Below are 1,863 nucleotides of genomic sequence, written 5' to 3'. Positions count from 1 at the left end.
GGGCCGCCGCCGCTGCCCGCCAGCGGCTCAGGCGCTGCTCCCCCGCCTTGAGCACGTCGTCGGTCCACTCGCGGTTCTCACGGTAGTGGCCGGACAGCAAGCCCAGCCGCACCGCCATCGTGTCGACGCCGTCGGCCCGCAAGCGGGAGACGAAGACCAGGTTGCCCTTGGACTTCGACATCTTCTCGCCGTCGAGGCCGATCATCCCAGCGTGCACGTAGTGCGCCGCGAACGGCTCCTCACCGGTCAGGACCTCGGCGTGCGCGGCCGAGCACTCGTGATGCGGGTACAGCAGGTCGTTGCCGCCGCCCTGGACGTCGATGCGCGGGCCCAGCAGGCCGAGGGCGATGGTCGCGCACTCGATGTGCCAGCCGGGGCGGCCGGGGCCCAGGTCGCCGCCGTCCCAGGCCGGCTCGCCGTCACGGGCGCCGCGCCACAGCAGCGGGTCGAGCGGGTCGAGCTTGCCCGCCCGGTCGGGGTCGCCGCCACGCTCGGCCGACAGCACGCGCATCTGGTCGCGGGGCAGACCCGACTCGTACCCGAACCGGGGTGCCGCCGCGACCGAGAAGTAGACGTCGCCGGTGCCGTCCTCCAACGTGTACGCCGCACCGGAGGCCAGCAGCTCGCGCACGTGGTCGGCGATGCGGGGGATGGACTCGACCGCGCCGACGTAGTGGGCCGGCGGGATGATCCGCAACGCCTCCATGTCCTCGCGGAAGAGGGCCGTCTCGCGCATCGCCAGCACCACCCAGTCCTCCCCGTCGCGGGCGGCGCGCTCGAGCAGCGGATCGTCGATGTCGGTGACGTTCTGCACGTACTTGACCCGGCGGTCGTGGTCGAGCCACTGCCGCTGCACCAGGTCAAAGGTGATCATGGTGGCGGCGTGGCCCAGGTGGGTGGCGTCGTACGGCGTGATGCCGCAGACATACATGGTCGCGGCGTCCCCCGGCGCGGTCTCAGCGACCGCCCGCCGCGCCGAGTCGTAAAGCCGCAGCGCGGCCGGCCGGCCCGGCAGCTCCGGCACCTGATGCCCCACCCAAGCGTCCATGCAGCGAGCCTAGCCAGGCCCCGGGGCAAAATCCGGGCGCAGTGATCGAGACCTCTCCGCGACGACGGCGGTGGAGGCGCCGGACGCCGAGCCACGTCCAGGAGCGGAGATGGTGGCGGCACGGCGGGGTGGGGTCAGACCGGGGGCCAGGGGACGGCCGGCCAGTCCGTCGGCGGCTTGGGGAAGCGCGCCGCCCGCAGCAGGCGCTTGACCCGCAACCGCACGTGCTGCACCTCGGAGATCGTCAGGTGCTCCTCGAGCGTCGCGCCGAGCGTCCCGTCCAGCGCGGCCAGCAGCGCGGTCAGCGTCTCCACCGAGTCGGCCGGCAGCGGCTTGCCCGTCCAGCCCCACAGCACGGTGCGCAGCTTGTTCTCGACGTGGAAGCTGACCCCGTGATCGACGCCGTAGATGCGGCCGTCGGGTGCGTACAGCACGTGGCCGCCCTTGCGGTCGGCGTTGTTGATCACCGCGTCGAGCACGGCGAGCCGGGCCAGGCGCTCGTCGTCGGCGTGCGCCAGCGCGTACGCGTCGCCGTCCTCATCCCGCGCCGACGCCACCGGCAGCCACCCGGCCGGCACGTCCCACGCCGGCACGAACCCGATCAGCGCCTCGGCGTCGTCGGGCTCGTCGATCCACAGCTGGCACGCGCCCACGCCCAGCGGCCCGTCGCGCAGGATCGTCGGCGGCACCAGCCCCCACCCGGTCGCCTGCGACACCAGGTACGCCGAGACCTCCCGCCCCGCCAGGGTCCCGTCCGGGAAGTCCCAGAGCGGCCGCTCCCCGCGCACCGGCTTGTAGACACAGCGGCGGGTCAG

The 1,863-nt window shown here is 73.6% G+C and carries 2 protein-coding genes; both read right to left on the bottom strand.

Features of this window, described 5'->3' with window-relative positions:
- The coding region (mshC, locus tag AB0M20_RS41160) for a cysteine--1-D-myo-inosityl 2-amino-2-deoxy-alpha-D-glucopyranoside ligase (RefSeq protein ID WP_364306716.1) at positions 1–1,048 on the bottom strand (1,048 nt) is incomplete at its 3' end.
- 134 nt (positions 1,049–1,182) lie between these two features.
- A partial coding sequence (locus AB0M20_RS41155; RefSeq protein ID WP_364306714.1) for an SCO1664 family protein occupies positions 1,183–1,863 on the bottom strand: 681 nt, incomplete at its 5' end.

The sequence above is a fragment of the Actinoplanes sp. NPDC051633 genome (assembly GCF_040681735.1).
In the GTDB taxonomy this organism is placed as follows: Bacteria; Actinomycetota; Actinomycetes; order Mycobacteriales; family Micromonosporaceae; genus Actinoplanes.
The sequence above is the reverse complement of the archived record's forward strand: the minus strand, read 5'-3'. Positions and strand labels throughout refer to the sequence as shown.